Origin of the sequence: Amycolatopsis sp. w19, assembly GCF_051373225.1 — a bacterium.
Taxonomy (GTDB): Bacteria; Actinomycetota; Actinomycetes; order Mycobacteriales; family Pseudonocardiaceae; genus Amycolatopsis; species Amycolatopsis japonica.
In genome coordinates this window covers 160055-183136 of sequence record NZ_JBPQFM010000006.1, presented here as the reverse complement: position 1 = coordinate 183136, position 23082 = coordinate 160055, and the positions used below count along the sequence as shown (strand labels likewise).

Annotated in this window: 25 protein-coding genes; 16 read left to right on the top strand and 9 right to left on the bottom strand. The window is 68.9% G+C overall.

Annotation, left to right across the window (positions count from 1 at the left end; all coding sequences use genetic code 11):
• The 10 genes from ACSMFO_RS15690 (at position 1) to ACSMFO_RS15645 (ending at position 11670) form a co-directional block, all read left to right on the top strand.
• Positions 1-1410: an NDP-hexose 2,3-dehydratase family protein gene (locus tag ACSMFO_RS15690; protein WP_378417236.1), complete on the top strand. Its 1410-nt coding sequence runs from the start codon at positions 1-3 to the stop codon at positions 1408-1410.
• A 1-nt stretch (position 1411) separates the two neighbouring features.
• Positions 1412-2389 (top strand): NAD-dependent epimerase/dehydratase family protein, encoded by a 978-nt coding sequence (locus tag ACSMFO_RS15685; RefSeq protein ID WP_436459166.1) that lies wholly within the window; start codon positions 1412-1414, stop codon positions 2387-2389.
• Positions 2386-3495, top strand: a complete 1110-nt coding sequence (locus tag ACSMFO_RS15680; protein ID WP_436459165.1) for a DegT/DnrJ/EryC1/StrS family aminotransferase — start codon at positions 2386-2388, stop codon at positions 3493-3495. The genes ACSMFO_RS15685 and ACSMFO_RS15680 overlap by 4 nt, the downstream gene beginning before the upstream one ends.
• 19 nt (positions 3496-3514) lie before the next feature.
• Positions 3515-4132, top strand: a complete 618-nt coding sequence (locus tag ACSMFO_RS15675; protein WP_436459163.1) for a dTDP-4-dehydrorhamnose 3,5-epimerase family protein — start codon at positions 3515-3517, stop codon at positions 4130-4132.
• A gap of 561 nt (positions 4133-4693) precedes the next feature.
• Positions 4694-6358 carry an ArnT family glycosyltransferase gene (locus tag ACSMFO_RS15670; protein ID WP_436459161.1) on the top strand — a complete coding sequence of 555 codons (1665 nt, stop codon included), beginning with the start codon at positions 4694-4696 and terminating at the stop codon, positions 6356-6358.
• 308 nt (positions 6359-6666) lie between these two features.
• Entirely contained in the window at positions 6667-7767 is a 1101-nt protein-coding gene (gene dpgA / locus ACSMFO_RS15665) for a 3,5-dihydroxyphenylacetyl-CoA synthase DpgA (protein WP_038518209.1), read from the top strand.
• The gene (gene dpgB / locus ACSMFO_RS15660; RefSeq protein WP_038518205.1) at positions 7761-8423 is read left to right on the top strand and encodes an enoyl-CoA-hydratase DpgB; all 663 of its coding nucleotides are present in this window, start codon (positions 7761-7763) and stop codon (positions 8421-8423) included. The genes dpgA and dpgB overlap by 7 nt, the downstream gene beginning before the upstream one ends.
• Positions 8420-9634 carry a (3,5-dihydroxyphenyl)acetyl-CoA 1,2-dioxygenase DpgC gene (gene dpgC / locus ACSMFO_RS15655; protein WP_436459159.1) on the top strand — a complete coding sequence of 405 codons (1215 nt, stop codon included), beginning with the start codon at positions 8420-8422 and terminating at the stop codon, positions 9632-9634. Before dpgB ends, dpgC begins: the two co-directional genes overlap by 4 nt.
• On the top strand, positions 9631-10422 hold the full coding sequence (gene dpgD / locus ACSMFO_RS15650; protein WP_436459157.1) for an enoyl-CoA-hydratase DpgD: 792 nt from the start codon (positions 9631-9633) through the stop codon (positions 10420-10422). Before dpgC ends, dpgD begins: the two co-directional genes overlap by 4 nt.
• Before the next feature lie 171 nt (positions 10423-10593).
• Positions 10594-11670 carry a 3-deoxy-7-phosphoheptulonate synthase gene (locus ACSMFO_RS15645; RefSeq protein WP_436459155.1) on the top strand — a complete coding sequence of 359 codons (1077 nt, stop codon included), beginning with the start codon at positions 10594-10596 and terminating at the stop codon, positions 11668-11670.
• Positions 11671-11744: 74 nt separating this feature from the next.
• On the opposite strand, the gene ACSMFO_RS15640 is transcribed toward ACSMFO_RS15645, so the two are convergent.
• Positions 11745-12146 carry a winged helix-turn-helix transcriptional regulator gene (locus ACSMFO_RS15640; protein WP_228694658.1) on the bottom strand — a complete coding sequence of 134 codons (402 nt, stop codon included), beginning with the start codon at positions 12144-12146 and terminating at the stop codon, positions 11745-11747.
• 29 nt (positions 12147-12175) lie between these two features.
• On the opposite strand from ACSMFO_RS15640, the gene ACSMFO_RS15635 reads away from it, so the two are divergent.
• Positions 12176-12742, top strand: coding sequence for a hypothetical protein (locus tag ACSMFO_RS15635; protein ID WP_038518197.1), 567 nt, complete (start codon positions 12176-12178; stop codon positions 12740-12742).
• A 159-nt stretch (positions 12743-12901) separates the two neighbouring features.
• On the opposite strand, the gene ACSMFO_RS15630 is transcribed toward ACSMFO_RS15635, so the two are convergent.
• Entirely contained in the window at positions 12902-13789 is an 888-nt protein-coding gene (locus tag ACSMFO_RS15630; RefSeq protein WP_436459152.1) for an oxidoreductase, read from the bottom strand.
• Positions 13790-13877: 88 nt separating this feature from the next.
• On the opposite strand from ACSMFO_RS15630, the gene ACSMFO_RS15625 reads away from it, so the two are divergent.
• Positions 13878-14525 carry a DNA-binding response regulator gene (locus tag ACSMFO_RS15625; protein WP_436459151.1) on the top strand — a complete coding sequence of 216 codons (648 nt, stop codon included), beginning with the start codon at positions 13878-13880 and terminating at the stop codon, positions 14523-14525.
• A 160-nt stretch (positions 14526-14685) separates the two neighbouring features.
• Here the strand turns inward: ACSMFO_RS15625 and ACSMFO_RS15620 are convergent, their stop codons facing one another.
• On the bottom strand, positions 14686-15567 hold the full coding sequence (locus ACSMFO_RS15620; RefSeq protein WP_436459149.1) for an ADP-ribosylglycohydrolase family protein: 882 nt from the start codon (positions 15565-15567) through the stop codon (positions 14686-14688).
• 247 nt (positions 15568-15814) lie between these two features.
• Between ACSMFO_RS15620 and ACSMFO_RS15615 the strand changes: the two genes are divergently transcribed.
• From ACSMFO_RS15615 to ACSMFO_RS15605, 3 genes are all read left to right on the top strand, one after another.
• Entirely contained in the window at positions 15815-16129 is a 315-nt protein-coding gene (locus tag ACSMFO_RS15615) for a hypothetical protein (RefSeq protein ID WP_038518188.1), read from the top strand.
• 34 nt (positions 16130-16163) lie between these two features.
• Complete coding sequence (locus ACSMFO_RS15610) at positions 16164-17375, top strand: peptidoglycan-binding protein (RefSeq protein ID WP_436459147.1); 1212 nt, start codon at positions 16164-16166, stop codon at positions 17373-17375.
• 78 nt (positions 17376-17453) lie between these two features.
• Positions 17454-17864, top strand: a complete 411-nt coding sequence (locus ACSMFO_RS15605; protein WP_360134156.1) for a hypothetical protein — start codon at positions 17454-17456, stop codon at positions 17862-17864.
• A gap of 4 nt (positions 17865-17868) precedes the next feature.
• On the opposite strand, the gene ACSMFO_RS15600 is transcribed toward ACSMFO_RS15605, so the two are convergent.
• The 3 genes from ACSMFO_RS15600 to ACSMFO_RS15590 form a co-directional block, all read right to left on the bottom strand.
• Positions 17869-18852: a glycosyltransferase gene (locus tag ACSMFO_RS15600; protein WP_436459145.1), complete on the bottom strand. Its 984-nt coding sequence runs from the start codon at positions 18850-18852 to the stop codon at positions 17869-17871.
• A gap of 84 nt (positions 18853-18936) precedes the next feature.
• On the bottom strand, positions 18937-19764 hold the full coding sequence (locus tag ACSMFO_RS15595; RefSeq protein ID WP_436459143.1) for a hypothetical protein: 828 nt from the start codon (positions 19762-19764) through the stop codon (positions 18937-18939).
• Positions 19765-19956: 192 nt separating this feature from the next.
• Positions 19957-20697, bottom strand: coding sequence for a hypothetical protein (locus ACSMFO_RS15590; RefSeq protein ID WP_436459141.1), 741 nt, complete (start codon positions 20695-20697; stop codon positions 19957-19959).
• A 120-nt stretch (positions 20698-20817) separates the two neighbouring features.
• Between ACSMFO_RS15590 and ACSMFO_RS15585 the strand changes: the two genes are divergently transcribed.
• The gene (locus ACSMFO_RS15585) at positions 20818-21246 is read left to right on the top strand and encodes a hypothetical protein (protein WP_436459139.1); all 429 of its coding nucleotides are present in this window, start codon (positions 20818-20820) and stop codon (positions 21244-21246) included.
• A 47-nt stretch (positions 21247-21293) separates the two neighbouring features.
• Here the strand turns inward: ACSMFO_RS15585 and ACSMFO_RS15580 are convergent, their stop codons facing one another.
• From ACSMFO_RS15580 to ACSMFO_RS15570, 3 genes are all read right to left on the bottom strand, one after another.
• On the bottom strand, positions 21294-21845 hold the full coding sequence (locus ACSMFO_RS15580; RefSeq protein WP_436459137.1) for a M23 family metallopeptidase: 552 nt from the start codon (positions 21843-21845) through the stop codon (positions 21294-21296).
• A 127-nt stretch (positions 21846-21972) separates the two neighbouring features.
• Complete coding sequence (locus ACSMFO_RS15575) at positions 21973-22413, bottom strand: hypothetical protein (RefSeq protein ID WP_037346462.1); 441 nt, start codon at positions 22411-22413, stop codon at positions 21973-21975.
• Between the two features lie 385 nt (positions 22414-22798).
• Positions 22799-23080 (bottom strand): hypothetical protein, encoded by a 282-nt coding sequence (locus ACSMFO_RS15570; protein WP_037346464.1) that lies wholly within the window; start codon positions 23078-23080, stop codon positions 22799-22801.
• Positions 23081-23082 lie beyond the last annotated feature (2 nt).

Here is a 23082-nt window from a genome sequence, read left to right as displayed (position 1 = left end):
ATGCTGCCCCTTCTCGCGCCCGCGACGGTGCGTCCTCGTGCCGATCGCGACCACGCCGACCGCATCGCCCGGTCGGCCGCGACGACCGACGGCGTGCACATGCGGACCGAGGACGTCCGCGCCTGGATCGCCGAACGCCGTGAGGCCAACGTCTTCCACGTCGAACGCATCCCCTTCGCCGAGCTCGACCAGTGGTGGTTCGAGGACGTGACCGGGAATCTCGTGCACAGCAGCGGACGGTTCTTCGCCATCGAGGGCTTGCACGTGGTCGAGGCCGACGGCCCCCACGGCGACGGGCCGTACCGCGAATGGCGGCAGCCGGTCATCAAACAGCCCGAGGTGGGCATTCTCGGCATCCTGGCCAAGGAGTTCGACGGTGTCCTGCATTTCCTCATGCAGGCCAAAATGGAGCCGGGGAACCCGAACCTCGTGCAGCTCTCACCGACCGTGCAGGCCACCCGCAGCAACTACACCAAGGCGCACGGCGGCACGAACGTCAAACTGATCGAGTACTTCGCCCCGCCCGATCCGGAGGGGATCATCGTCGACGTCCTGCAGGCCGAGCAGGGCTCGTGGTTCTTCCGCAAGTCCAATCGCAACATGATCGTCGAGACCGTCGACGACGTGCCGATGTGGGACGACTTCTGCTGGCTCACCCTCGGCCAGATCGCGGAGCTGATGCACGAGGACGAGACGATCAACATGAACGCCAGGAGCGTGCTGTCGTGTCTTCCGTACCACGACAGGGCTTCCGGCGCGCTGCTCTCCGACATCCAGCTCCTGTCGTGGTTCACCAACGAGCGTTCGCGCCACGACGTCCGCGCGCGGCGCATCCCGCTCACGGACGTCGACGGCTGGAAACAGGGCGTCGAAGCGATCGAGCACGAGGACGGCCGGTACTTCAAGGTCCTCGCGGTCGCGGTCAAGGGCAGCAACCGCGAGAAGATCAGCTGGACCCAGCCGCTGCTGGAATCCGTCGGCACCGGGGTCGTCGCGTTCCTCGTGCGCGAGATCGACGGCGTGCCGCACGTCCTGGTGCACGCCCGCGCCGACGGCGGCTTCCTGGACACCGTCGAGCTGGCCCCGACCGTCCAGTGCACGCCCCACAACTACGCGCACCTGCCGCCGGAGAGCCGCCCGCCCTTCCTCGACCTCGTCCTCGACGCGCCGCGCTCGCGGATCCGGTACGAGGCGGTACATTCCGAGGAGGGCGGCCGTTTCCTCAACGTCAGGGCCCGCTATCTCGCGATCGACGCGGACGACACGACCGTGGTCCCGCCCGGCTACGCCTGGGTCACGCCCGCCCAGCTCACCGCGCTCACCCGGCACGGGCACTACGTCAACGTCGAAGCCCGCACCCTGCTCGCCTGTATCAACGCCGCGACGGCGCAGCCGCAAGGAAAGGCATGAAATGAAGCTGATCACCGTCCTCGGGGCGTCGGGCTTCGTCGGCTCGGCCGTCACCCGCGCGCTGGCGCGGCAACCGATCCGGTTGCGAGCGGTGGCGCGCAGGTCTGTCACGCCGCCGCCCGGCCCGGCCGAAACGACCGTCGTCGCCGCCGATCTCACCGACCGCGCCGCTTTGGCCGAAGCGGTCGCGGGCTCGGACGCGATCGTGTACCTGCTGCTGGCGGACGGCGGCTGGCGGGTTGCCGAGACCGAGGAAGCCGAACGCGTGAACCTGGGCGTGATGCGGGATCTCGTCGACGTAATCGGCGCTGTCAGCGGGAAACCTCCGCTGGTGATCTACGGCGGGGCCGCGTCGCAGGTCGGTGTGCCGCCCCGGGAACCGATCGACGGCAGCGAGCCCGACGAGCCGGGAACCCCGTACGACAAGCAGAAACTGGCGGCGGAACAGGTTCTCAAGAAGGCCACGGCCGACGGCCTCGTGCGCGGGATCAGCCTGCGGCTGCCCACGGTGTTCGGCGAGAACCCGGCCGTGGGCGCGAATCCCGACCGCGGTGTCGTGTCCGCGATGGCGCGGCGGGCGCTCGACGGCCAGGACCTCACCATCTGGGGCGACGGCACCGTGCGCCGCGACCTCGTCCACGTCGAGGACATCGCGGCGGCGTTCACCGCGGCGCTGGCCGCCCCGGACGCCTTGGTCGGCGGTCACTGGCTGCTCGGCGCCGGCCGGGGAGACCAGCTGGCCGACGTCTTCCGGCTCGTGGCCAAGGAAATGGCCGACCACACCGGACGCGGCCCGGTGGACGTGACCTGTGTGGAACCCCCGTCGCACGCGCCGGCGACGGATCTGCGCAGCGTCACCATCGATTCCACGCCGTTCCGGGCGATCACCGGCTGGCGTCCGGAGATCTCACTGCCCGAAGGAGTGCGCCGCACCGTCGCCGCGCTGACCACCCCTGTTCACGGAAAGGCTCGCACATGACCACGCGCGTATGGGACTACCTCGCCGAATACGAGACCGAACGCGAAGACCTGCTCGACGCGGTCGAAACCGTCTTCAACTCGGGGCAGCTCGTGCTCGGCGCGAGCCTGCGCGGCTTCGAGACGGAATTCGCCGCGTACCACGGCATCGGGCACTGCGTCGGGCTCGACAACGGCACGAACGCGATCAAACTCGCCCTGCAGGCGCTGGGTGTCGGGCCGGGCGACGAGGTGATCACGGTGTCGAACACCGCCGCCCCGACGGTGGTCGCGATCGACGGCACCGGCGCCACTCCCGTCTTCGTCGACGTCCGCGAGGACGACTTCCTGATGGACACCCGCCAGGTCGAGGCCGCGATCACCGAACGCACCAAATGCCTGCTTCCCGTCCACCTGTACGGCCAGTGCGTGGACATGGCCCCGCTGAAGGAACTCGCCGCGGAACACGGACTGTCCCTTTTGGAGGATTGTGCCCAGGCGCACGGCGCCCGGCAGGACGGCACGATCGCGGGCACGACCGGCGACGCGGCCGCGTTCTCCTTCTATCCCACCAAGGTGCTCGGCGCCTACGGCGACGGCGGCGCGGCGATCACGTCGGACGAGAAGGTGGCCGCGAAGCTGCGCCGGTTGCGGTACTACGGCATGGAAGAGCGTTACTACACGGTCGAGACGCCGGCCCACAACAGCCGGTTGGACGAGGTCCAGGCCGAGATCCTGCGGCGCAAGCTCAAGCGGCTCGACGCCTACACCGCCGGCCGCCGCGCCGTCGCCCAGCGCTATGTCGACGCCCTCGGCGACACCGAACTGAAGCTGCCGAAGACCGTCCCGGGCAACGAGCACGTGTACTACGTGTACGTGGTGCGGCACCCGCGTCGTGACGAGATCCTCGAACGCCTCAAGGCCTACGACATCCACCTGAACATCAGCTACCCGTGGCCGGTGCACACCATGACCGGATTCGCCCACCTCGGTTACGAGAAGGGTTCGCTGCCGGTCACCGAGAAGCTGGCGGGCGAGATCTTCTCGCTGCCGATGTACCCCGCGCTCTCACCCGACCTGCAGGACAAGGTCATCCACGCCGTCCGCGAAGTCCTTTCCACCCTCTGACCGAGCACAGGAGCAAGCCGTGCAAGCACGTAAACTCGCCGTCGAAGGCGCGATCGAGTTCACCCCGCGCGTCTTCCCCGACGACCGGGGCCTGTTCGTCTCGCCGTTCCAGGAAGAGGCCTTCGCCGAAGCCCACGGCAGCCCGCTCTTCCCGGTGGCGCAGACGAACCACAGCATGTCCAAACGCGGTGTGGTGCGGGGAATCCACTACACCGTGACGCCGCCGGGCATCGCGAAGTACGTCTACTGCGCCCGCGGCAGGGCGCTGGACATCGTCGTGGACATCCGGGTCGGCTCGCCCACGTTCGGGAAATGGGACGCGGTCCTGATGGACCAGCAGGACTTCCGGACGATGTACTTCCCGGTCGGCGTCGGCCACGCCTTCGTGGCGCTCGAGGACGACACCGTCATGTCGTACATGCTTTCCGCGGGCTACGTGGCGCAGAACGAACTCGCGCTTTTGGCGCTGGACCCCGCACTGGGCCTGCCGATCGGCACCGAGGTGGAGCCGATCCTGTCCGACCGCGACCAGGTCGCCATCACGCTCGCCGAGGCGGAGCGGCAGGGGCTGCTGCCCGACTACGCCACCAGCGTGGAACTGGAGCGGCAGCTGACCGGAGTTTCGCTCTCCGCCTGAGTTTCTTCTCCACCAAGGCGCTGATCCCAGCGCCCCCAATGTGGCGTTAGGGACGCTCAACGATGCTGTTGGTTTATTCGGGCGGGGCGGGTCTCGGCCGCCAGTTCCGGCTGGTGCCGCTGGTCAAGTGGGCGACGGAGGGCTTGTCAGGGCCCTGGCTCCCTCGCGCCGGGGTCGTGAGTGATAAAGAGCGTTCTAACGCTCTTTATCACTCACGACCTCCATCGAAAACCCATCCGGCCTTGAACTGACCAACGGCATCGCTCAACGTCCCCAATGCCGCTTTGGGAGCAAGTCTTGCTCGGAACACCGCGATCCACCACCTCTTGACAGCTCTTCCACCAACACCCGGCCGACGAGGGCCATCACGGACCCGACTCGGCGTCGCCCACCGGCGGCGCCGACCGTGATGGCCCTCGTCGGCGCGGGCGCATAGCCGAGTAATCGATATCCAGGGCGAGCCGGACGCACCGGCCCGCCGGGGGAAGGACGCCGAACTTGACGACCGATGGCCTTCAGCCGTCAGTGGACCCTTCGAACGACAACGCGATTCTCCGCTGGGTGCGCAGACACCAGCGGTGGTTGTACGCGGGCGTGGTGATCGCCCTGCTCACGCAGATGGCGATCGCGATGATCACGACCGCCGTGGAACAGTCCCCGACCATCGACGAGCCGGTCTACGTCGGCACCGCGGTGGTCTACCTCGAAGAGCACAGCCTGCGGTACAACCCCGAGCATCCGCCGCTGGGCAAGCTGATCATCGCGGCCGGGGTGGCCTTCACCGACCCGAAGATCGCCCCCGGCTTCAGCGGCCACGAGTGGGAACTCGGCAAGCACGTGGTCTACGAGGCGGGCAACGATCCGGACCGGCTGATGCTGGCCGCCCGGCTCCCGGTGATCCTGCTGACGTTGTTGTTCGGGCTGGTCGTCTTCGCGTTCGCCTCCGATCTGGCCGGTCGCGCCGGCGGGGTGCTGGCGCTCACCCTGTTCATGTTCTCGCCCGACGTCATCGCGCACGGCTCGCTGGCCACGCTCGACGTGCCGGTGGCCGGGTTCCTGCTGACGTCGGTCTGGCTGGTGTGGCGCGCCCGGCGCCGCCCCGGGCTCTACCTCCCGCTCGCCGGACTGGCCCTCGGCGCGGCCACGGCCACGAAGGTGCTTTCCCTGGTGGTGGTCCCGGTCCTGGTCCCGCTGGCCGTGCTGTCGGTATGGCACGCCCGCCGCGCCCGCGGGCTCGACCTGAAGACCCCGGCCCTGCTGATCGGACGCGGTGTGCTGGCGGGAGCCGGGATGGCGCTGATCGCGATCGCCGTGGTGTGGGCGTCGTACCTTGTCGTGGATCCGGGCCTGCGCTGGGAGACGCCGTCGGGTATGCAGCCCCTGCACGGGATGCGCACGCTCGTCGAGTGGCTGCCGTTCCCGCAGCCGCTGCGCGACGGTATGCGCTTCCAGTTCGAACTCGAAGACCATGTGTGGCACAACTTCCTGTTCGGCAGGCACTACACGGGTTCGCTCTGGTACTACGGGCCCGCCGCGCTGCTGGTGAAGACACCATTGGGGGCGCTGGCGATCTGGCTGGCGGGCGCCGCCGTGCTGCTGTCGGTCCGGCGCTTGCGCCCGGCGGCGCCGTACGTGCTCGTCCCGACGGCCCTGCTCATGGCCACGGCCATGGTCATCGTCCGCGACAACGGCGTGCGGTACCTGGCCTTCGCGCCGATGTTCCTGGCCGTCGCCGCGGCCGCGGTGCTCGTCGTGCGACGGCGGTGGGTGAAGGTGGCGGCGGTCGCCGTGGTGGCCTTCGCCGCGGTCAGCTCGCTGATGACGTTCCCGTACTACCTTCCGTACTCCAACGAGGCGTTCGGCGGCCCGGAGAACACGCACCGGTACCTGCTGGACTCGAACGTCGACTGGGGGCAGGATCTGGGCCGCCTGGCGGATCGCCTGAAACAGGACTACGCGGGCGAGCGGACCTGGCTCGTCTACCAGGGGAGCGGTCTGCCGTCCTACTACGGCATCGATGCCGCCGACCCGCTCACGGTGCCCGAGGATCAGGTGCACGGTGTGCTCGCCGTGTCGGATTCCGCGGTCCTCGGCGCGTTCGCCGATCCCATGGGCGGGGGAGGGGCGCCCGGAAACGGCCACGGCGGCGACCTCGGCTCGCTGATCGCGGGCAGTACACCGATCGAGCGAGTGGGCCATTCCATGACGATCTACCGCCGCCCGTAACGCACGTTCAGTCCACTTGAGACGGTCGGTCGCCTGATGACGCTAGCGGGCTTGGGCAGGCCACTGATGTTGCGAAAGCCACTTTCCCAACCTTCAACGTTGCGAAAGTGGCTTTCGCAACCTGCCCCACCGGGTACCGAATCGTGAGCCGGTAACGGTTTCCGGGCTTGGACGCGTTGACCATCGAGTTCGCCGAAGCCTAATTTCGGAAATGTCCACTGAGATCCGCGAAAGGTGAGACCAATGCCCGCTGCGCAGTTCAAGCAGCTGCTTCGTAGCAAGCTCAGAACATGGGGGTGGATGTACCGATGACGGCCATCATCGAACCGGCCGAGGACCTTTCCGTCCTCACCGGACTCACCGAGATCACCCGATTCGCCGGCGTGGGCACCGCGGTGTCCGAGTCGTCGTACTCACAGACCGAACTTCTCGAAATCCTCGACATCGAGGATCCGAAGATCCGCTCGGTCTTCCTGAACAGCGCCATCGACCGGCGTTTCCTCACCCTGCCGCCGGAGGGTCCCGGCGGCGCCCGCGCGACCGAACCGCAGGGCGACCTCCTCGACAAGCACAAGAGGATCGCCGTCGACATGGGTTGCCGCGCCTTGGAAGCCTGCCTGAAGTCGGCGGGCGCGACGCTTTCGGATCTGCGCCACCTGTGCTGTGTCACCTCGACCGGGTTCCTGACGCCCGGCTTGAGCGCGCTCATCATCCGGGAAATGGGCATCGACCCGCATTGCAGCCGCTCGGACATCGTGGGCATGGGCTGCAACGCCGGTCTCAACGCGCTCAACGTGGTCGCGGGCTGGTCCGCGGCGCATCCCGGCGAACTCGGCGTCGTCCTGTGCAGCGAGGCGTGTTCCGCCGCCTACGCGCTGGACGGCACGATGCGGACCGCGGTGGTCAACAGTCTTTTCGGCGACGGATCCGCGGCGCTCGCGCTCGTTTCCGGTGACGGGCGCGTGCCGGGTCCGCGCGTCCTCAAATTCGCCAGCTACATCATCACCGACGCGGTCGACGCGATGCGCTACGACTGGGACCGTGACCAGGACCGGTTCAGTTTCTTCCTCGACCCGCAGATCCCCTACGTGGTCGGTGCGCACGCCGAAATCGTCATCGACCGGCTCCTGTCCGGGACGGGCCTGCGCCGCAGCGACATCGGCCACTGGCTGGTGCATTCGGGCGGGAAGAAGGTGATCGACGCCGTCGTCGTCAACCTCGGCCTGAGCCGGCACGACGTGCGCCACACCACCGGTGTGCTCCGCGACTACGGGAACCTCTCCAGCGGCTCCTTCCTCTTCTCCTACGAGCGGCTCGCCGACGAAGACGTCGCCCGCCCGGGGGACTACGGCGTGCTCATGACCATGGGGCCTGGCTCCACAATCGAAATGGCGCTTATTCAATGGTGACGCGTAACGAAATCAAGGGCGAACTGGTGCTGCGCTTCGACGGATCCCGTCCGCTGTCGGCCGCGGCCGTCGAGGAGATCGGCGCGTTCTGCGATCGAGCCGAGGACCAGCGTGAACCGGGACCGGTGACCATCCACGTCACCGGGGCCCCGCCCGCCGACTGGGCGAAGGGGCTGGCGGTCGGGCTCGTGTCCAAATGGGAGCGGGTCGTGCGCCGGTTCGAACGCCTCGGCAGGCTCACGGCCGCGGTGGCGTCGGGCGAATGCGCCGGGACGGCCTTGGACCTCCTCCTCGCCGCCGACATCCGGATCGCCGAACCGGGCACCACGCTGCGGCTCGCGTCGGCGGGCGGTGGCACCTGGCCGGGTATGACCGTCTACCGGCTCACCAAACAGGCCGGAGCGGCGGGCATCCGCCGGGCCGTCCTGCTCGGGGCCCCGATCGGGACGGAGCGCGCGCTCGCCCTCGACCTGATCGACGAGGTCTCCGACGATCCGGCGAAGACGCTGGCGGAGCTGGACGTCGTCGTGGACGGCGCCGAGACGGCGATCCGGCGGCAGCTGATCTTCGAAGCGGGCTCGACCACCTTCGAAGAGGCGCTCGGTTCCCACCTGGCCGCGGCGGACCGGGCCCTGCGGCGGGAAGCCAAGTCGTGACGGCTCTTTCGCCAGGGCTCGACCTCCGGGCCCTGGCGGGGGAGGCCCACCGGGTCGACGACGAGGTCCGGACGCTGCGCGCGGCCTTCGTCGAGGCGCACGCCGAGGAGCTCTACGCCGAACTCACCGGCGGCCGGACGCGGTACCTGCGGCTCGACGAACTCGTCCGCGCCGCCGCGCTCGCCTTTCCCGGTCTGGTGCCGTCGGAGGAGCAGATGGCGGCCGAGCGGGCGCGGCCGCAGGCGGAGAAGGAAGGGCGCGAGATCGATCAGGGCATCTTCCTGCGCGGGATCCTGCGCGCGCCGAAGGCGGGCCCGCATCTGCTCGACGCCATGCTCAGGCCCACCGCCAGGGCTCAGCGGCTGCTCCCGGAGTTCCTCGAAACCGGGCTCGTGCGGATGGAGGCCGTCCGGCTGGAGCGCCGGGACGGTGTCGCGCACCTGACCCTGTGCCGGGACGACTGCCTGAACGCCGAGGACGCCCAGCAGGTCGACGACATGGAGACCGCGGTCGACCTGGTGCTGCTCGACCCGTCCGTCCGGGTGGGACTGCTGCGGGGCGGGGTGATGAGCCATCCCCGCTATCTCGGGCGCCGGGTGTTCTGCGCGGGGATCAACCTCAAGAAGCTCAGCTCCGGCGACATCCCGCTGGTGGATTTCCTGCTGCGGCGGGAAACGGGGTACATCCAGAAGATCTTCCGCGGTCTGCTCACGGACGATTCCTGGCATTCCCGGTTCACCGGCAAACCCTGGATGGCGGCCGTCGATTCCTTCGCCATCGGCGGCGGAACCCAGCTGCTGCTGGTCTTCGACCACGTGCTGGCGGCGTCCGACGCGTACCTCAGCCTGCCCGCGGCCAAGGAGGGGATCATCCCCGGCGTGTCCAACTTCCGGCTTTCCCGGATCGCCGGGCCGCGCGTGGCCCGGCAGGTGATCCTCGGCGGCCGCAAGCTCCGGGCGGACGAGCCGGACGCCCGCTCGATCGTCGACGAGGTCGTGCCGCCGGAGGAGATGGACGCGGCCATCGACGGCGCGCTCGCCCGGCTCGACGGGGAAGCCGTCGCCGCCAACCGGCGCATGGTGAACCTTTCGGAGGAACCACCGGAGGAATTCCGCCGGTATATCGCCGAATTCGCGTTGCAGCAGGCTTTGCGCATCTACGGCGCGGACGTGATCGGCAAGGTGGACGGCTTCGCGGTGGGCTCGCGATGAACGGCGTCCGGTACGAGAAGAAGGACCACGTCGCCTACGTGACGATGGACCGGCCCGAGGCGCTGAACGCGATGGACCGGCGGATGCACGCGGAACTCGCCGGGATCTGGGACGACGTCGAAGCCGACGACGACGTCAGGGCCGTGGTCCTGACCGGGGCGGGGGATCGGGCGTTCTCCGTCGGGCAGGACCTCAAGGAACGCGCGCGGCTGACCGACGAAGGCGTCGAAGCGTCGACGTTCGGCAGCAGCGGTCAGCCGGGCCATCCCCGGCTGACCGACCGGTTCACACTGTCCAAACCGGTGGTCGCGCGCGTGCACGGCTACGCGCTGGGCGGCGGTTTCGAACTGGTGCTCGCGTGCGACATCGTCGTCGCTTCCGACGACGCGGTCTTCGGCTTGCCGGAGGTCCGTCTCGGCCTGATCGCCGGGGCGGGCGGGGTGTTCCGGCTGCCGCGCCAGCTTCCGCAGAAGGTGGCGATGGGATATCTGCTGACCGGGCGCAGAATGGACGCGGCGACGGCGTTGCGCCACGGACTGGTCAACGAAGTCGTCCCGTTCCCGGAATTGGATCGGTGCGTCGCCGAATGGACGGACGACCTGGTGCACGCCGCTCCGCTTTCGGTACGGGCGATCAAGGAGGCCGCGCTGCGATCGCTCGACCTCCCGCTCGAAGAGGCGTTCAAAACCTCGTATCCGTGGGAAGAACGGCGACGGACGAGCGCGGACGCGGGCGAGGGCGCCCGTGCCTTCGCCGAGAAACGGGATCCGATCTGGACCGGTCACTGAATTCGGGTTGGACCATTGTTCCGCGTGGCGGATGGTGGAACATTCGGGGTAAGAGAACTCTCGCTCGAGTAAATGCCGGGCCTGCTTCTTAGTTCACCCGAGACCGCCGCCCGGGCCGGGAAACCCCGGCTTTCCCGCACCCGGTGCAGGCAGAAACCCTGGATATCTGTGATGACAACGATCGCCACGGTCGAACTCGACAACCAGCGCATCGACCGGATGGTCCCGCTGGTCACACCCGCCCTGCTGCACCACGAACTGCCGCTCAGCGCGACCGCGGCCGACACGGTGCGCCACGGCAGGGAAAACGTCCTCCGCGTCCTCGACGGCACGGACGACAGGCTGCTCGTGATCGCCGGGCCCTGTTCCATCCACGATCCCGCCGCGGCACTCGAATACGCCGACCGGCTGGCCGCGCTCGCCGGCCGGTTCGTCGACGAACTCCTGGTCGTCATGCGCGTGTACTTCGAAAAGCCCCGTACGGTCGGCGGCTGGAAGGGGCTCATCAACGATCCGCACCTCGACGGCACCGGCGACGTCAACCGCGGGCTGCGCGTCGCCAGGGACCTGCTCCTCGAACTCGCCGAGGGTGGTCTGCCCGCCGCTTGCGAATGGCTGGACACCACGATCCCGGCGTACCTGGCCGACACCGTCTCGTGGGGCGCGATCGGCGCGCGCACCGTGGAAAGCCAGAACCACCGCATGCTGGCGAGCGGCCTGTCCATGCCGGTCGGGTTCAAGAACCGCCGCGACGGCGATGTCGGTGTCGCGGTCGACGCGATCCGCGCCGCCGAAGCCCGGCACGTCGTCCCCGGTGTCGACCCCAGTGGCCTGCCCGCGATCCTGCACACCGTCGGCAACCCGGACTGTCACCTCGTGCTGCGCGGCGGCAACAGCGCGCCGAACCACAACCCGGCGTCCGTCCGCGCGGCGCTCACCACGCTGCAGAACGCGGGACTGCCCCGCCGGGTCGTGATCGACGCCAGCCACGACAACAGCCGCAAGGACCACCTGCGGCAGCCCGTCGTCGCGGGCCAGATCGCCGAACAGATCAAGAACGGTCAGCGCGGCATCGTCGGCGTCATGCTCGAATCCAACCTCCAGGCCGGCCGCCAGGACCTCCACCCCGACCGGCCGCTCACCTACGGCCAGTCCATCACGGACGCCTGCATCGACCTCGCCGCCACCCAAGAGGTCCTGCAGACCCTCGCCACGGCCACCGCCGCCCGCCGCTCCGGAGCGCGCTGACCTCGTGTGCGCCCTCCAATCACGCGAGATCGCTCTTCAATCACGCATGATCGCCGTTCAATCACGCGAGATCGCTATCCGATCGCGTCGGCGCAGCCCATCGCGGCGTTCGGTGCGGCGTCGCCACGGGTGCGTTCGAGATGCGCCTCGCCCCAGACCCGGACTCCCTCGACCACCGGCAGAACCGTGGCACCGTAAGGAGTGAGCCGGTAGATGACGCGCGCCGGGACCGGCCCGGTGACCACGCGTTCGACGAGTCCGTCGGCTTCGAGTTCGCGGAGCTGTTCGGCCAGCACCTTGGGCGTGATGGGGGCGCCCCGGCGGCGGAGGCCGGCGAAATGGGATTCGCCGTGGGCGAGCCAGTACAGCAGCGTCAGTTTCCATTTCCCGCCGATCGCGGCGAACGCCGCGGCCATCGGACAGCCCGGCAGCGGGTTGGGACGGGGAAGGTTACCCGGAAGTGCCTTCTTGTCCATGGTCGTCCTCCGCTCGGATAGTTCGGACCATGACCGTGCCATACAAACGAATCCTGACAGTGGGCCTTTCGGCCCTGATGCTGGTCGCGACGGCGGCGTCGGGCGACGCGTCGACCTCGGGCACCGATCCCCAGCGCGCGTTCGACTGGGAGATCGGCACCTGGCGCTCCACGGTGCGGGTGCTCGCCGAGCCGCTTTCGGAGTCCGCGGACCAGTGGCTCCAGTTCGCGGGCACCAGCACCGTCCGCCCGCTCATGGACCGGCGGGCGAACGCCCTCGAATTCGAGGTTTCGGGCCCGGACGGGCGCATCGACGCGCTCAACCTGCGGCTGTACGAACCGCAGGCGCAGCGGTGGAGCCTGACCTTCGTCAACATGCGCGACGGGCTGCTCACCCCGTCGGTCTACGGCGGGTTCCATGACGGCGTCGGCGAGTTCCACGGCGACGACCAGCTCGGCGGCCGTCCGATCAAGGTGCGTTTCCTCGTCTTCCGGCAAGGCGCGGACGAGGCGCGATTCGAGCAGGCGTTCTCGGCCGACGGCGGGACGACCTGGGAGACGAACTGGGTCGCCGTGGACCGCCGGGTCCGCTGGTGAGGCTTCGGTGCGGGATCGGCCGTTTCGCGTGACTGGTTGGACGACACGCGTGAGCCGATGGACGACACGCGTGACTGGTTGGACGACACGGCGAGGCGTCCCGCTGATCACGCGTGTCGTCCAACCGCGCACTGCGGTAGGAACGCCGCTCACGCGAGGTCACCCTCGACCCACACCGTCCAGCAAGGCGAGCTCCTCCTCGCTCAACCGCAGGCCGCCCGCCGCGACGTTCTCCGCCAGATGCCCGGGATCGCCGGTCCCGGGGATGGCGAGGACGTGCGCGCCGCGGTGCAGCGTCCAGGCGAGCCGGATCTGCGCCGAAGTCGCGTCGTGCGCCGCGGCGACCTTCGCGACCTCGGCCTCGCCGCGAACGGTGCCAGGCGAAGCAGCGCCGGGAATCGAGGTCGTGACGGCGAAGAACGGCACGAACGCGATGCCGAGCTCGCCGCACAGGCCGAGCAGGGCGTCGTCCTCGCGGTCGGCCAGGCCGTAGCGGTTCTGCACACAGACCACCGGAGCGATCGACAAAGCCTCGGTCAGCTGATCCGCCACGACGTTGGAGACACCCAGATGGCGGATCAGGCCCGCCTCGCGCAGCTCCGCCAGCGCGCCGAAATGGTCGGCCACCGAGCCGGGCTCCTTGCCCATCGCGGCGCCCCAGCGCAGATTGACGACGTCGAGGTGGTCGAGGCCGAGTTGCCGGATGTTCTCCTCGACCTGGCCGCGCAGCCGATCCGGCCGGGCGAAGGAGAACTCGCTGTCACGGTCGCGGCCCGCGCCGACCTTCGTGGTGATCACGAGGTCTTCGGGATACGGCTGGAGCGCGGTCGCGATCAGCTCGTTCGCCGAACGCCTGGGCGTGAAGTAGAACGAAGCCGTGTCGATGTGGTTGACGCCGAGCTCGATCGCGCGGCGCAGGACCGTGATCGCGTCCTCGCGGCTCTTGGGTCGCTCGTCCCAGGGCATCCCGGTCAGCCGCATCGCGCCGAGCCCGAGGCGGTTGACGGTGAGGTCGCCGAGCCGCCAGGTGTCGTGAAAGTTCGTCATGACCACCAGAGTCGTGAGGAGGCCGTCCGTAGTCAGAAAATGGCAACAAGCTGCCACGTGGTCGCGCGGCTGGGGCAGTATCGGTGTCATGCGGACGAGTGATGCGGTCACGGTCGTGCGCGGCGAGGAGGAGCTGTTCCGCCGCGTCGGGCATCTGTTCTCGACCGTGACCGACCTGGCGTGCGCGGCCAACGACCTCGCGACCTGGGTCGCCGCCCACGGAGCCGGCGAGCTCGCCGAGCGCCGGGCCGGCCAGGTCCGGATCCGCAAGATCTACCGCGCCGGGCTGCTGCTCGACGAGGGCGCCGCGCAGGAGCTCGCGAGGGTCCGCGACCGGCACGGAGCCCAGGTCCGGATCTCCACCGAGGACCTCAACGAGACGATCGTCCTGGACGGCAGGCTCGTCATCCTCGCCGGTGACCTCAGCGCCGGGCATCGCGGCTACAGCGTCATCACCCAGCCCGAAACCGTGCAGGGCGTGATGTCGCTGTTCGAGGCGGCCTGGCGATCGGCGACCGAACTCGCCGTCTTCGACGCGCAGGTGTCCGAGATCCGGCGGCTCGCGCCCGCGGTGCTGGACCTGCTCGGCAGCGGCGTCAAGGACGAAGCCGCCGCCCGGACCCTCGGCCTCGGCGTGCGGACCTACCGGCGCCGGGTGGCCGAACTGATGGCCGCCCTCGGCGCCGAGTCCCGCTTTCAGGCCGGAGTCCGGGCGCGCGAACTCGGCCTGGTCTAGGCCGTGTCCTGCAAGTCTTGTTCGCGGTCTTCGCGCCCAGGCGGTCCCTGACGGCACGGGCGGGCTCGGCCGAGTACGACCCGGTACGAGGCCGACCCGCCCGCACCGCCAGGAACCACCTGGATCACGAATCCCATCGAACAGACTTACAGGACACGGCCTAGGCCGCCCAATCCGGCAGCGGTTCGCAGGTGTCCCGCCAGGACGGCGGCAGGCCGTCGGCACCGACACGCGTCGCGACGATGCCGCCGACGATGGCGCAGGTGGTGTCCACGTCGCCACCGGCGGCCGCCGTGGTCCAGAAGGCCTTCTCGTAGTCGTCGAGGTGGCGGGCCGCCACCCACAGGGTGAAGGGCACCGTGTCGTGGGCGCCCGTGTGGCTGCCGTTGCCCAGTTCGTGGGCGGCGGTCGCGGCCGAGGGCTCGTCGGCCAGGCGGATGGCGGCTCGGACACCGTCGTGCACGCGGCCCGGCGGCACCCGCCGCAGCACCTGGTCGAGGAAGTCCTTCGGTGACGGCGGGTCCGGGGTGGCGGCCAGCGAGGCGGCGACCGCGATAGCGATCGCGCCCGCCACCCCGTCCGGATGGGTGTGGGTCACCTCGGCCGAAAGCGCGGCCTGGTGCGCTGCCTCGTCGGGCTCGCCGCCGAACCAGGCGCCGAGCGGCGCGACGCGCATCGCCGCGCCGTTGCCCCAGGAACCCTGCCCGTCGAACAGATCCGTGACGAGTTCACGCCACGAGCCGCCCTGGCGGACGAGACGCAGCAAGCGGTTCATGGACGGGCCGTAGCCGCGGTCGAAGTCGTGGTGCGTCGCGAAGCTCGCGGCGAGCAGGTCTTGGTCGATGTGGCCGGCCCGGTCGAGGACGGCGAAAACGGAACACGCCATCTCGGCGTCGTCGGTCCATTGCCACGGGCCGGGCGGCGGCTGCCGCCGTGCCCAGTGGTCGCGATTGGCGGGGACGAAGAACTGGGAACCCAGCGCGTCGCCGAGGGTCAAGCCGTACAGGGAGGTCAATGCGCGAGTGCGCCGATCGATGGTCATCGCGGCCCATTCTGGCAAAGCCCCGACCGGGTGAGCTTCGGCTGCTCCCGGCCGGTGCAGGGAGGGTAAGATCTCCCCTCCGGGGACGCCGTGGAAATCTTCCGGGAACCAACGCGCGGCCGGATGCGTCGGTGTACACGAACGGCGTCATCGCGTTTACGGAAACGGTGCGCACGCGTGGGTGGGAACTCATAGGGTGCGCGGTAGAGCAATATGGGTCAGGCAAGCACGGGCTGGAGGATCATTCATGACTCGCCGATTCGATCCAGAGCAGATCGCCGCGCTGGCCAAGAAGGTCGGCGGGCTCAAAGAGGGCTACACCGGCACGGGCAAGGACCTGGGCGACGGTGATCCCGGAGCGGCGTTCGGCGACCTGAAGAACGCGGCCAGCACGGGGACCACGATGAAGGGTTTCCACCGCGGTGTGAACGCCGAGCTGGCGGCCGCCGCGAAGCTCGTCGACGCCGCGTCGAACGCGCTGGCCAACGCCGCGCAGCGGATGCGCAACGACGAGGCCGCGGGTGTCGACACCCTCCGCGGCCACGCTCGCGAGCGGGACTGATCGGACTGAAGACGGGAACCAGGGGGATTTACCGATGACCACCGCGGAGCGGAATCCGAGCACGCTCGACGACCCGTCGCACGACCGCCCGAAGTCGCTGGACGCCATCGACAAGCACGCCCAGCAGACGCAGAAGCTCAACTCGGGCGCGGTCAACGACCAGGCCAGGAAGGTCGGCGGAGCCGCCACCCGGGCCAACGACCTCGGCGACGACCTCAAGGTCTTCCGTGACGACGTCCTGCGCCACTGGGAGGGCAAGGACGCCGACGCCGTCGCCGACCATCTCGAAAAGCTCGGCAAGGCCAGCTACAAGGTGAGTGACAAGGCCGAGGCGGCCAAGAACATCCTCCAGCGGGTCTCCGAGATCATGGACGAGGTCAAGAAGAAGGTCGCACAACTCGCCCAGGAAGCCAACGACAAGGACGCGGACAACCGCAAGCTGATCGATTCGGCCCGCCGCCGGAAGAACAGCTCCGAGGACGACAACGAGATCGCTGCGGCCGCGTCGGACATCGAGCGGCTCCGGACGCTCAACGAAAAAGACTCGAACGGCAAGAAGGACGAGATCGAGAAGGCGCTCGACGACGCCGAGAAGCAGATCGACGATCTCCTCAAGCCGCTCGGCCTGGAGATCGAAGGCGGTTTCCTCGAGCTGATCCCCGCCGACGACGGCCAGACCACGGCGTCGAGCGTCCACGCCAAGCCGGTCAACCAGCAGCTGAGCGGCACACCCAGCTACGGCGGTGGAGACGGCGGCGGTGGCGGAGGCGGCGGTGGTGGCGGCGGAGGAGGCGGAGGCGTGCCGGGCGACGGCAGGCCCGCCAAGCCGATCGACGCCCGAGGCGACAACCCGGCGAAGATCGCGGAGAAGTTCCTCGGCCGCAACGCCGGCGACCTCAAGGGCAGCGGTGAGCTCCCCGCCATGCAGTCGTGGGTGCCCAACAACGTCAACTGCGCGAACTTCGTCTCCGGCTGTCTCGAGGCGGCGGGCCTGATCGACAAGGGGCAGGCCAGTGCCTCGGTCGCGGGTCTGTCGGCCAACCTCGAAGCGGACGGCTGGCGGTCGGTGCCGCTCTCCGAGGCGAAGCCCGGCGACGTGGTGATCTCGAACAACGGCGGGCACGTCGTGCTGTACGCGGGCGATGGCCAGTTCATCGGCTCGAACAACGTCAACCCCGACGGTTCGCAGAAGATCAGCATGGGCGGCGGTGGCGGCCTCGTGAAGATCCTCACCCCGCCGACCTGATCCGACAGAACGCCGTAGCAGCACCGGGCAGGCGGACGCGATCGCTCGCGTCGCCGCCCGCCAGTGGGAGGTAGCTTGATGTACACCCCGTCCGCACGACCGTTTCCGGTGGCGCTGAATCCCGGCGACCCGGTCCGGGAAGCGGTGCTCCAGGCCGCCACCGCCCGGCTCGACGAGGAGTTCGGCGATCAGGTCCGGGTGGCCGTGGAACAGCTCGACCGGCTCGGTCCCTGGGTTTTCCTGCAGGGCACGATGCGTCCCGCCGAAGCCGGCCGTCCGTACTACGCCGGCACCATCTACGAGAACCGCCGGGCCGACGGCGTCATGTCCGACGTCTACGTCGCCCTGCTCAAGAAGAAGAGCGAAACGGGCGTCGACGACGACGCGCGGTCCTGGCGGGTGGCCAACTGCGCCATCGGCCCGACCGACGTCGCGTGGCTGACCTGGCCGGACGACTACGAAATCCCGCAGGAGCTGTTCGGGTTCTGACCACTCACGAGGCCTGTGTCCATTCCGGCAGGGTGCGGGCGACCTCGTCGGGCGAGGGCATCCGGGCGATCTCCTCGGCGATCGCCCGGGCGGCCTCGCGATGGGCGTTCCGCCCCAGCAGGGTCCGTGTGTGCGCGGCGACGGCTTCCGCGCTCAGCTCGCCGGGCTGAAGGCTCAGTGCGGCCCCCGCGGTGCACAGCGCTTCGGCGTTGGCGAAGTGGTCGGCTCCCTGGGGGAGGACCAGCTGCGGGACACCGGAGGCGAGCGCGCCGAGCGTCGTGCCGCTTCCGCCGTGGTGCACCACCGCGTCGACGTGCGACATCAAATCCGTTTGCGATATCCAGGCCCGCAGCGTGACGTTGCCCGGGACGGCGCCGAGTTCCTCCGGGCGGATCCGTCCCGAGGCGACGACCACGTGCGCGCCGAGCGTGGCCAGCCCCCGGATGGCCGTGGTGAGCACTTCCGGCGTGCCGAACGCGGTGCCGAGCGTCAGGTAGATCAACGGTCGCGCGGTCGTTTCGAGCCGCGCCGCCGGTTCGGAGAACGGAACGGGACGCAGTTCGACGCGTTCGGCCGTCGCGAGGAAGTCCTTGTCCTGCAAGGAAGGCGGGCAGATGTCGAGATGCGGCCGCTCGGGTCGCGTCGGCGGCTGAAGCCCGATCCCGTCGGGGAACATGCGGCCGAAACCGTGCCAGAGTCCCGGTATTCCGGCGCGTTCCGCGGCGACGGCCACCCCTGGTTGTCCCCATTCGTGCACGACGAGGTCGGGCCGTAGCCGTGCCAGCTCCGGTTCGAGGTCCTCGGCGTAGATCTCGTAGAACGCGTCCGCCGGCCGAAACGGTCGGAGGCCGTTCCTGAGCAGTGGCGGATGGACGTTCTCGCCGGCGGCGAAGAACACCTCGTGCCCGGCGTCCCTGGCGGCGATCGCGAGCGGGATCAGCGGATAGGTGTGGCCGACCGACGCAAGGCTGGCGAAGAGGACGCGCATAGTCGAGATGTTAACACCAGATGTTCTGAACATTTGAAAGCAGGCGACCGGGTGGCCCGGCCGCCTGCTGGTGGGTTCCCCTGGTCAGGAGCGGTAGATCTCCTTGACCGTGGCGATCTGGTCGGCGCCGTTCACGCTGATCAGCGCGAGCACCGGATTGCCTTCTCGCAGCTGCTCGATCAGCTGGTCCTGGCCGCACGGCAGGCTGCCGTAGCCCTCGTCGTCGATGGTGACCGACTCGGCGGGGCACAGGGTGGCCGCGCTGAGCACCTCGCCGCCCTTCTGCAGCGGGAGCCGGTAGGTCTTGCCGTCGACCGGGTCGTCCTGGCCGGTGATCAGCTGGAAGCGGACCATCCGCAGGTTGGCGTCGTATCCGGTGAACTGCACCCGCTGGGTGGAATTCGGGAACTTGCGGTTCTGCTCGACGGGCGCCTTCCCCGAGCCCGCGGGCCTGGTCTCCAGCTGCAGGGAGCTGTTCGGCACGCCGCAGACCACCTCGGTCCCGGATTCCGTCAGGCGGGCGCAGGTCCACTTGCCCTGGACGTCGAGCACCCGCTCGCCGGGGCCTTCGGCCTGCGGCAGTTTCTCGTAGTACTCGGTGATCACGTTGTACGCCTCGGTGCAGCCCGGGGTGGTGCCGTCCGTGGCGGCCACCGCGATCAGGTCCATCTTCGGCCGCCCGGGGGCGCCGACCTGGCCGCCGTGCTTGCTGCAGTTGACGTCCCCATTCGACGACTCTCCGGCGGCCGCCCCTTGGCCACCGCCCGGCTGAGCCTGTTCGACGGCAGCGTTCTTCACCGGAGAACCATTTCCAGTGACATTGTTCCCGGTGCACGCGGAAAGAAGTGCGGTGGCGGCGAGTGCGCCGCCCACAATGGCGGTCTTGACGGTCTTCTTCGCGGTGAATTTCATTTCAGCGCCCCTCTCGCATCCATTGTTGAAGCTTTGTCTCCGAAGACGCCGGAAGCGGAATGGGGTTGCGTCGAAATAGGGTCGCGGCGCAGGGCTGCCCGAAGGTCCGGACCGTCGTGTCCGCACGGGCACGACCGCGGCCGGCCACGCAACCCTTCCCGGCGGACCGGCCGGGAAGGGTCGCAGAGCGGGTTACGGGATGACGCGGTTGCGCAGGTTGTTCGGGTACGGGCCTTCGCCGTGGATGTTCAGCTCGTTGGCCACTTCGAAGCTGTAGTACGGGTGCGAGCTGAAGTAGCTGTCCAGATTGGTGCCGCCGAAGCAGATCAGATCCGCGCCGCCCGCCGCGTTGGGGCCGTTGCAGAGGCTCAAGGTCGGATAGCGGAAGGAATCGACCGGCCGGAAACCGGCGCCACCGGGACCGGGAACGGGCAGATGCCCGATCAGCCCGCCGGGGTCCCCCGGCCAGTTCGACTCGACGGGTTGCCGCCGCCCGTCGGCGAACAGCACGCCCTGGATGTTCCGTCCGGGCGGCTCGGTCTCCAGCACCGTGCCCGCGACGAGCGCGCCGAGGCTGAACCCGACGATGTACACCTTCGTTTCGAGGTCGCAGCCATAGGTGACATAGAGGTTGTAGAGCGCGGTCCGGAGATTGGCGACACCGGCGTCGACGTCGGCGTACAGATTGACGTCCCCCGCGCTGTTCGGATACGGAATGCGCACCGGGTCGGCGCCGCCCGGCGCGAGTTCCCGGTCGAGAAGCTTTTGCGCGCCGCCGTCCTGATATCCCGGGACGACGAACATGACGGGCCCGCACGGACCGTCCGGGCGGGCGGGTGCCGCCTGCGCCGCTCCCGCGCCGGCGATCGCGCCGGCCAGGGTGACGACGGACAGGACGGCGGTCGCGAGCAAACGCGCTCCGGTTCTTTTCATCGGTTTCTCCCCACTGTCGTATTGCCGCGCCGAACGTTAATGAGCGCGGATGAAATACCGATGAAATGCGGAGCCGTACCCACTGTCGGGTGAAGTTTCGGTGAGGGGTAGTTTTCCGTCATGACGAAAAAGCGTGGGATTTCGATGCCGGTACTGGCCGTACTGTTCGCGTGCTCGGCCATAGCCGGTTGTGGTGGTGATCCGCAGCCGGCCGCTCCCGCGGCAGGTCCGGGATCGAGCCAAGCGTCGGCCACGGGGTCGGCGTATCCGATGCCCGCGGGCTGGCCGTTGACCGAGTTCCCGCTGCCGCCGGGCGGTACGGCGCCCTCCCCGCGCGCGAATGACACCGTCGTGTCGTTCCGGATCGACGGCGTGGACACCGAGAGTGCGAAGAGTTTCTACGCGGAGACGTTGCCGAATCTCGGCTACGCCGACACCCACAACGCGAACCTCGCCATCGCCCGCTACGAAGGCAACGGGCTGAAGATCCTGGTGCAGGACGAACAGACCGGCTCGGCGCGCGTCACCATCACGAAATCGGACGGCTGACGGGGGAGCACCCGCGGCGCCACGGGTGTCCTGCCGGATCCGCGGGCTCAGGCCCTGGTGTTGACGCTGACCGGTCGCGAACCGGTCGGCGGGGTCCAGCCCTGCAGGGTGGAGCGGATGCTCACGCGGTTGGAGCAGTTGATCACCTGGTAGTGCAGGTGATAGTCGGTGGCCGCCCCGGTCTTGCCCGACCAGCCGATGATCCGGCCCTGCGGGACCCAGGTGCCCGCGTTGTAGATGGCCCGGTTCAGGTGGATGTATTGCGTGCAGGTGCCGTTGGAGTGCCGGATGATCACCTCGATGCCGTTCGACGAGTACGGCGACCAGCCCGAGACGAGGATCTGGCCGCCCTGTGCGGCGGACACCTCGTAGTTGGCCGGGAGTGCGATGTCCCAGGCGTACTCGTTGTAGGGGCCGGTGTGGGAGAAGGTGCCTTCCGGTCCCTGCGAGATGGTGTAGGCCTCACCCGCCGGGTACGGCATTTCGTAGTAGTAGTCCACGGCCGAAGCCGTGGCCGAGCCGGTGATCGTGAGGCCTGCCGCCGTCAGTACGGCGGCCGCCATCGTGATCAGCCTGCGCGGTAACGCTTTTCCGCTCATGGTGTCCCTCGCTTCCGTGCGTTCGACGCCCTGCCATCGGCCGGGCGTCCCTGACTAAACAGGCAGGCCGCGGCTCGGACAATGGTTTGTTCAGGGCTTGCGCGAAGGCGAGGAACGGGTTATCCGGTCAGCGACGGCCCGCGGCCAGGATGACGAGGAACTGGCCGCCGCCCGGCTCGACGGCGGCGGTCACCGGCAATCCCGGCACCAGCCGGGAGAAGCGGTCCACCAGCCAGTCGGCGGCCTCCTGCGCGTCCTGTTTCGTCGGGCAACGGGCCACCATTTCGCGGCCTCCCTTGCGTTCCAGCCGCCCGGCGACGGTGATCAGCGGCGCGGGCTCGACCACGTGCAGCCGGTCCGGCCAGGCGATGACCACCTTGACCGCGCCCTTGCGGGTGTTGCAGCCGCGGTGCGCGAGCCGCTCGGCGATCTTGGCCTTCCGGTCCGCGGTCCGGCTGTCGACGCTCGGGCCCCGCGGGTCGTTCACCGACATGTCCGGGTCGACCGGTTCGTCGCACACCCAGCATCGCCAGCCGTCGCGTTCGGCCACGTCGTCGAGAAGACTCACCCGGCCAACCTAGCCTGCTACACGGACGTGACGCCCGTGTAGGCCTCCTTGCGGGGACGTGAGCGATTGGGTTCAGTGTCCCCAATGTGGCATTGGGGACACTGAGCGTCTCCAATGCCACATTGGGGACACCTGGCACGGCTCCCATGGGCGACCCGATGTCCCAGGCGCCGGATGGAGCGGCGACCCTGGGGAGTGCCTTCCAAACCGGGCTTGAGACTCGACCGGACGCCGTTGATGAGGGATTTGGGACGTTCAACGTCCCAAATCCCTCATCAACGAGACCGAGTGTGGAGGGTTCCTGACCTTCACCGTCCCGATCCGCCATACTCGACCGCCGGTCACACCGTGGGTGAGTCCCTCAAGGAGGCCCTCACGGACCCGCCTACTTCGTGCAGTGGATCCCGGCTTCACCCCGGTACATCACGAAGCTGATCTTCACCGAGTACAGGTGGATGATCACGCACTGGTCCTGCGTGTACCCGTAGGCGGAAGCGTGGTCGTAGGCCTGCTGCAACGCCGTCCGCTTGGCCGAGGCCGACGTCTTCTCCACCGTGGTCCCGAGGAACGCCCGGGTCTCCTCGGCGCTCGCCGTCGACGGCGCGAGTGTCATGAGTCCCGCGAGGACCACGGCGGCCCCCGTGGCGCGGGCGATCGTTCTGTTCATGT